This is a genomic window from Marinobacter sp. UBA3607, from assembly GCF_002375525.1.
GTDB classification, from domain to species: Bacteria; Pseudomonadota; Gammaproteobacteria; order Pseudomonadales; family Oleiphilaceae; genus Marinobacter; species Marinobacter vinifirmus.
Genome location: NZ_DFLY01000032.1, coordinates 312589 through 318959 on the forward strand (window position 1 = coordinate 312589; position 6371 = coordinate 318959).

Sequence of the window (6371 nt, forward strand, 5' to 3'; positions counted from 1 at the left end):
CTCAGTCCTGTCTACCAGTCTGTGGAGCTCGCTATGCGCAAAATCGCCGTTATTGGTTCTCGCCACTTTACTGACTACGACCGCCTGGAGCGTGTGCTCCAACCCTGGTTGCCCGCGCACATCATCTCTGGCGGCGCAAAAGGCGCGGATGCACTGGCGGAGCAACTGGCCCGGGAACATAAGCTGCCTATTACCGTGATCAAACCCGACTGGAAACAATACGGCCGCGGGGCCGGCCCCATTCGTAACCGCACCATCGTCGATACGGCGGATTTGGTGATCGCCTTCTGGGATGGCAAATCCCGGGGTACCGCATCCGCCCTGCATTATGCCCGGGCCAAAGGTAAAACGGTGATTGTTGAAACCGTGGGAGAGGCATGACCAGACAACAACTGATCTCTTCAATCAAAACTTATCGTCCTCAACACAACACCAATAAATGATAGGATGCGCACGAACAGGTCCACAGGCTGGAGGCTATGGCGTTTCGTTTTCGCAGAACCGTTAGAATTTTCCCGGGCGTTCGGTTGAACCTCGGTAAGCGTGGTGTGAGCGTGTCTGCCGGTATGCGCGGGGCCAGTGTCACTCTGGGACGAAACGGGCTTTACGGTAACGTGGGAGTGCCTGGTACCGGTTTGTCCTATCGGGAAAAACTGCTCAAGAACCGCCAACTGGGCAGGCCTTCAGCCAGTACGAATGGGGACCATCCGCAAAGCTCGCCTCTGCCGCCCATCGCCGAGCAAATTGCTCAGGTTCAGCTCAATACGGCAACGGGTGAGATTTCCATCCTGGACGCAGATGGCCAGGATCTTGGCAGCGAAGCCATGGCGGCGGCCAAGGCCTATGCGCTCGACGCGCTTAAAGATAATCTCAATGAACAGGTGGATACCCATAACCGGATGATGGAGCGCATCGGCGCGATTCATCTGGGCACCCCTGCGCCCGATCAGTTTCCCAAATTTCTCCCGGAACCCTTCGACCTTCCCGAACCTGTTCGACCGGTGCCTCGCAAGCCTGACTGGAAAGCCTGGTTTTGCCCCGCTCGCCGAAGGGCCATTATGGAGAGCAACCAGCGAAAGCTTTCGGAATACCAGCGCCAGCGGGTTCAGTGGCAATCTGAACGGGAACACCACCAGCACAAAGAAACGCAGCGAGCTACGCTGTACCAACGGGCCGTGCAAGGTAGCTTGTCTGCGATGGAGTCGGTGTTGGATGACCACTTGATGGACATCGACTGGCCCGAGGAAACCAGTTTGTCGTTTGAGTTGAGCGACGATGGTAAAACGCTGATGCTGGACGTGGATCTGCCGGAGATTGAGGATTTCCCAAAAACCGAGCTGCGGATGTACCAGCGGGGCATCGGGGTTTCCGTAAAAGAGCTATCGGATACGGCGCTCCGAAAGCTCTATATGGCCCACGTGCACGGCATGGGATTTCGGCTGATCGGTGAGGGATTTGCCTGTGCGCCGTCCGTCGAGACCGTGGTGCTTTCCGGTTTCACCCAGATGACCAACCGCGCCACCGGCCGGGTTGAAGATCGCTACTTGTACAGTGTGAAGGTCAACCGCGACACCTGGCGCCAGATTCACTTCGGCAACCTTGAAGCGGTGGACCCGGTTGAGGCCCTTGCCGCGTTTGCATTGCGGCGGGATATGACCAAAACCGGGATTTTCCGATCTATTGAGCCTTGGTCTGCCGGGTCCGTTTCAGCCCCTGCTTAAGCGTGGCTTCAATCTCTTCCCGCAACCACGCCGGCTCCAGAATATCGCAATGCACCGCCTGAGCGGTGAGCCACCAGCGCAAGTCCTGGGTGTCGCCCACGGTGACGGCCATTTCGAAGGTCTTGTCATCAATCTCAGTGGTGATCTGATCAAACCCCAGTGGGGATTCGATCAGGTGGTTCAGCACCGGTTTGTCGCAGCGTAACTTCAGATACACCGGCTCATCGGATTTCAGAATGCCCATGGCGCCGGAGTGGATATACAAATCCAGATCAAATTCTTCCGGGCGCTCGATGAACTCTTCCACCACTTCACCGGCCGTCGTCCTGTGCAGCACCAGCTGACGAACCCCTTCTCTGCCTTCGATGGTGCCGATCAGGTACACGTTCGGGTCCCGGAATATTAGCCCGAACGGATGCACCACGATCTCTTCAGGTTCCGGCCAGCTGCGGGCCTGGTAGGTGAGTTTGCACTGGTATTCCCGGAGCAAGGCTTCGGTGACCGCTTCCAGAACATCGGCATCAACGGGCGGGCGCGCACCTCCTAACCCCCGATTGATTACTCTGACCCGGTCTGGCCATTGGCCCAGGGGGTTCTTTTCACGCAGCAGCGTGCGGTGGGCTTCATCGAAGTGGGGCTTTAAGTGGGACAGTGCCCTTGGCGGCAGCATTGGTGAGAGGTAGGCCTTCGCCAGTTCAAAGGTCAGGGCTGCCGGCAGATCCAGCGCCGGTATGATGTCCATGGTCGCATTGCGGTCGAACGACCAGCGGTAAGGCCGGGAGTTTTCATCAACCAACAAAGGGAAATCCGCACTCAGCTTTTCCAGATCCCGCTGGATCGAGCGCATGGTTACCGAAAAGCCCTGCTCTTCCAGGCGGCTCGCCAGTTCGGTGGTGGTGATGGATCTTGGGTACCGGGGCACCATCCGGAGCATGGTGAGGTAGCGAACGGCAGTGCTGGACATGGCGGGATCCTTGTCTTTTCTCGAAGTCGACAGCTTAAGCGACACATTCTGACGCTACGTCATGCTAGATTCTTGTGCTGGTCAAGTAAAGCCAATGGCCAACTCTGCCAACGACACAAGGAACCCTGCCCTGAACAAACACAAATTTGCCGCCCTCCTGCTAGAACATGGGTTTACCCCAAAAACCTACGATTTCGACTCCACCATGCTGGGGTTCCAGCACGACATCTTTAATGCCCTGATCCACAACGACCCTGTGTTCAGCGAGCAATCATTCATTCGCGAGCAGCCCGATTGCCCCGATGCCCTATTGCGCTGCGAGCTCGTCACCCAGTCAGAGGATCTTTCCGCAGCCGTTCAGCATTTCTATGCTCGATGGTTTGAGGAGCTTCGCTATTCGAATTCTGTGCTGGAGTTGCTCAATCTGGAGATGCACGAAGATGCCGCCAGCATTCACGTGCTAACCATCAGCAAAGCCAATGCGATGACGTTTGTCTTTAACATCCAGCGAGGTGCGTGATGATTCTGATTTTAGCTGCGTTGGGTGCGGTGCTCTGGGTTGTGGTGTCGATGCTGTGCATCAGCTATTTCAATGACCACGGTGTCGGTTGGGAGGAATGGGAAGCCTTCCCGGTGTGGTTAAAGATTCCGATCCTGGTGGTTGCGCCGGTGTTTTTTATTTCCTGGTGGGTTCGTTAACACCAGCTAGCTATCAGCGGAGATAAACTCCACATAGCCTACCGGCTCGCAAACCAACGATGCATAGCTGAATTCTTGGCGGTTCTTTCTGAGGCAGTGTAGTCAAAGTTTTACGGCTCAGGCGACCCACACTGTCGTATCGCTGGATTATCCTGCCTGAAGATCGTCGAAGAGCTTAATTGTATGACCAGCACCACCACCGTTTACGACCTGAGCCAGATACTCAATTACCCGATCCGGGTTGAGGTTAATCGTTGGGATTCAGAGCATCCCCTGCGTTGGGCCAGCTATAACGATGAGGGTCAGATTGCCTCTGGCCAGTTCCTGGAGCCGCCCGGGTTGCCGCTGTTTACGCTGGAAGATGATAAAGGAAGGCGCCTGTGTGATGCTCTGCCGAAACCTGTATCGGCCGTCACTGCGTTGATGCCCGCCATGGACTTTGTGCTCGCACAGGCCTGTGCGGCTTCGGCAGCGGCTCGGCAATTGGCCGAGGACGCTCCTCTACTGTTTATCCTGGCGGTGGATCATGCGCGTGAACAGTCCTGGTCGCTCGAACGGTTTAACGCGTTTCTGGCCGGTAAACGCTCCGATATTCTTAAAGCAGTTGGGCTTCCGGGCAGCAGATCCCTCGTTCGATTAGTCCGTCGCCTGGCCTTGTCGCCTTTATTACCCTGGGAGCTGGAAGATACTCGCGCCGCACTTCAGAACCCCGAGTACTTAGCCTTGATGCGGCACCACCCTCACCTCCATGTGAACCACCTTCGTTTGCTGAATCGCGTTCGGCAACCGTTGTGGCCCGGATTGCTGAATCTGGTGGACGAACACACCTCGGCTGTGGAGCTGTCCTGGCTATGCCGGATGATTCGGGATTCGCTCGCCATGGCCGGCGGTAACGAACAGGCCCTTGCTGCAATTCATTCCAGAGAAACCCTTCAGGCCCAGCATGACCGCCTGGTTGAACGTTTTAACCGGGCAAACAGCCGAAACTCCGAAGAGAAGCGCCAAGACCTGGCGAAGGAGCTTGCTGAGGAGCACGGCGACTATCCGAAACCGCCCCTTGCCCCAATCGATGGTATAGAGCCGTTGGGCTCCTGGTTGGAACTTCTGGAAGAAGGGGCAACCATGCGCCATTGCGTCGGCAGCTATGACGTGCCGGTCGCCCTCGGGGAAGTGTTCATTTACCGGATGGTCCAGCCGGAGCGTTTAACCATATCGCTTGAGTATCAGAATAAAACCTGGGTGGTTGGCGAGGTTCGCGGGGTGTGTAATTCAAGCCCGTCAGAGGGTGCTTTGGATTGGATTCGGCGGTGGGTGAATACTGGTCGCAGCAGTTAGGAAACGCAGACCAGATCTGCTGTATGTAGACTGAGCGATGCGAAGAAATGGTCGCAAAGCGGACGTTCGGATAGGACGATTAGCACTAGTATGGTGGCGCCCATGTACCGCAGCGAAATGGGCACCCGGATGCAGGACCGGAGGCCCGGAACGAACTACAACAGTTGGTTATGTGGCGCGAGGCGCAAACATGATGATCGCCATTCCCACCAATGCAACAGCTGAACCAACTAAATCCCAAACTGTTGGTCGAATCCCATCGACCGCCCAAAGCCACACAATTGCCATAAAAATATACACACCACCATACGCAGCATAGACCCTGCCAGCAGCGGTGGGGTGCAGTGAAAGCAGCCACGCAAAGGCTGCGAGACTCAACGCACCTGGCACCAGGAGCCAGATGGTTTTACCCTCTCGAAGCCAGAGATAAGGCAAATAACAACCCACGATCTCTGCCAAAGCGGTGACGATAAAAAGACCAACCGTTTTCAATTCAGGCAATGAAATTGACCTCTTGGCAGTTACCTGACTTTGCGGCGTGCCAGCGCCAGCGTAGATGCGTCCAACAACAGCCCCTTGTTCTACGATATTTAAAGCCCCACGCCATAGTACCGAAGGACAACCACCATTACCCAGTAGCAGATTGCTGTAATGCCGATTGAAGCTGTCAGGCTAAGGTAGAAATTGAGCCCCTGTGCCAACAGAACCGGTAACGCAATAAACAAAGCAAGTGATGGCAAAACCAGCCAAAACACACTACTTGCAAGTTCGCTAACCTTTTCTGCATCCCCGGTATCTAAATAAAGCCAAAGCATTGCCAAGACTGACGTCAGCGGCACCGACGCAAGCACAGCGCCTATGAACGAGCTGCGCTTCGACACTTCCGATATGAGGACAACCAGAATAGCGGTCACTGCGACTTTGACAATGTAATAAGTCAACTGGATCTACCTCCTGGCGGCAACCGTATCACAGCTTATTAGTTTGCATTCTTATTAAACCCCAACGCCATCTCCCCCGTCCAAATCTGATTCCAAGCCCTGATAACAATGATTTTTCATGGTTTTATCTGTAGTTCCGCAGCCGCCATTACGCTGCCGGCTCTGTGAAAAGTTTACACTCAAATTATCAGTGCACGCTTGTACCAGTTAAATCCAGAGAACGGGGAATGTCCGCTTTTGTTTAGGGTTTCGCGTGGGCTGTGGAACGGTCACCCGCTGGCTATACTCACCGTTATTAACCTGCCCTAGTGTTTCAGTCGCCGGACCAGGTAATAACCGGCAGCAATTGAGAACAGAGCTGCTGCCAATACTTCCAGAGCGGCAATCATCAGGCTTCTGCGCTTGACCTGCTCAATGCTCCGCAGCTGTTCCCTCAGGTCCAGGCCTATTTCCACCGTGCCGTAATTCAGTCCTGCCTTCCCTTTCTTCCGCCCGCCAGAACTTTGTTTACACTAATTTCACTTTATTTACACTTATGTTGATCATACTAAGATTTTTTACAGACAAGGATGGAGCCCCCTTTTATCCAGCCTTAGCCTGTTCCCGGTAAAGCGCAGCGCGCAGAGCGGCAAAGTAGCGCTGGTATGCGTCATTGATCCGCTGGCGATGATCGCCCTGCGGATACAGACCCGCCTTGGCTTCATCAGAGTG

Annotated in this window: 9 protein-coding genes; 5 read left to right on the plus strand and 4 right to left on the minus strand. The window is 55.1% G+C overall.

The window, feature by feature from the left end:
• Positions 1–33 precede the first annotated feature (33 nt).
• Positions 34–381 (plus strand): SLOG family protein, encoded by a 348-nt coding sequence (locus B2589_RS13020; protein ID WP_286816870.1) that lies wholly within the window; start codon positions 34–36, stop codon positions 379–381.
• A gap of 98 nt (positions 382–479) precedes the next feature.
• Positions 480–1721, plus strand: a complete 1242-nt coding sequence (locus B2589_RS13025; RefSeq protein WP_286816871.1) for a DUF4236 domain-containing protein — start codon at positions 480–482, stop codon at positions 1719–1721.
• On the opposite strand, the gene B2589_RS13030 is transcribed toward B2589_RS13025, so the two are convergent.
• Positions 1678–2685 carry a helix-turn-helix transcriptional regulator gene (locus B2589_RS13030; protein WP_286816872.1) on the minus strand — a complete coding sequence of 336 codons (1008 nt, stop codon included), beginning with the start codon at positions 2683–2685 and terminating at the stop codon, positions 1678–1680. The two genes, B2589_RS13025 and B2589_RS13030, sit on opposite strands and share 44 nt — an antisense overlap.
• A 94-nt stretch (positions 2686–2779) precedes the next feature.
• Between B2589_RS13030 and B2589_RS13035 the strand changes: the two genes are divergently transcribed.
• The 3 genes from B2589_RS13035 to B2589_RS13045 all read left to right on the plus strand — a co-directional run bounded on the left by B2589_RS13035 (position 2780) and on the right by B2589_RS13045 (position 4719).
• Positions 2780–3205 (plus strand): hypothetical protein, encoded by a 426-nt coding sequence (locus B2589_RS13035; RefSeq protein ID WP_278351269.1) that lies wholly within the window; start codon positions 2780–2782, stop codon positions 3203–3205.
• Positions 3205–3384: a hypothetical protein gene (locus tag B2589_RS13040; RefSeq protein WP_278351268.1), complete on the plus strand. Its 180-nt coding sequence runs from the start codon at positions 3205–3207 to the stop codon at positions 3382–3384. Before B2589_RS13035 ends, B2589_RS13040 begins: the two co-directional genes overlap by 1 nt.
• 183 nt (positions 3385–3567) lie before the next feature.
• Positions 3568–4719, plus strand: coding sequence for a PcfJ domain-containing protein (locus tag B2589_RS13045; protein WP_286816873.1), 1152 nt, complete (start codon positions 3568–3570; stop codon positions 4717–4719).
• A 168-nt stretch (positions 4720–4887) separates the two neighbouring features.
• Here the strand turns inward: B2589_RS13045 and B2589_RS13050 are convergent, their stop codons facing one another.
• The 3 genes from B2589_RS13050 to B2589_RS13060 form a co-directional block, all read right to left on the minus strand.
• The gene (locus B2589_RS13050; RefSeq protein WP_058340582.1) at positions 4888–5220 is read right to left on the minus strand and encodes a YnfA family protein; all 333 of its coding nucleotides are present in this window, start codon (positions 5218–5220) and stop codon (positions 4888–4890) included.
• A gap of 89 nt (positions 5221–5309) precedes the next feature.
• Positions 5310–5660, minus strand: coding sequence for a DUF3147 family protein (locus B2589_RS13055; RefSeq protein ID WP_286816874.1), 351 nt, complete (start codon positions 5658–5660; stop codon positions 5310–5312).
• A 582-nt stretch (positions 5661–6242) separates the two neighbouring features.
• Positions 6243–6371 (minus strand): LPD1 domain-containing protein (locus B2589_RS13060; protein WP_349678056.1); only part of this gene is annotated, 129 nt, incomplete at its 5' end.